This is a genomic window from Streptomyces sp. NRRL S-244 (assembly GCF_000717915.1).
GTDB lineage: Bacteria > Actinomycetota > Actinomycetes > Streptomycetales > Streptomycetaceae > Streptomyces.
In genome coordinates, this window is sequence record NZ_JOCX01000066.1 from 1 (window position 1) to 497 (window position 497).

1 pseudogene is annotated in these 497 nt (G+C 75.9%); it reads right to left on the reverse strand.

Going from position 1 to position 497, the window contains the following annotated elements:
• A pseudogene (locus IF02_RS36035) lies at positions 1-497 on the reverse strand (hypothetical protein); the annotation flags it as partial.

The following is a 497-nucleotide window of genomic DNA, read 5'->3' on the forward strand; positions in this document are numbered from 1 at the left end:
CGTACCCGCGTCGCGATGACGACCGCGGTGGTTTCCGCGGCGGTCGTGACGACCGTGGTGGGGACCGCCCGTCCTACCCGCGCCGCGACGACCGCGGTGACCGTCCCTCCGGTGGTGGCGGCGGCTTCCGTCGCGACGACCGCGGCGGCGACCGCCCCTCCTTCCCGCGTCGCGATGACGACCGCGGTGGATTCCGCGGCGGTCGTGACGACCGTGGCGGGGACCGCCCGTCCTACCCGCGCCGCGACGACCGCGGTGAGCGTCCCGCTGGCGGTGGCGGCGGCTTCCGCCGTGACGACCGCGGTGGCGACCGTCCGTCCGGTGGTGGCTTCCGCGGCCGCGAGGACCGTCCGTCCTACCCGCGCCGCGATGACCGTGGTGAGCGTCCCTCCGGTGGTGGCGGCGGTTTCCGTCGTGACGACCGTGGTGACCGGCCTTCTGGTGGCGGTTTCCGTCGCGATGACCGCGGTGGCGACCGTCCGTCGTACCCGCGCCGT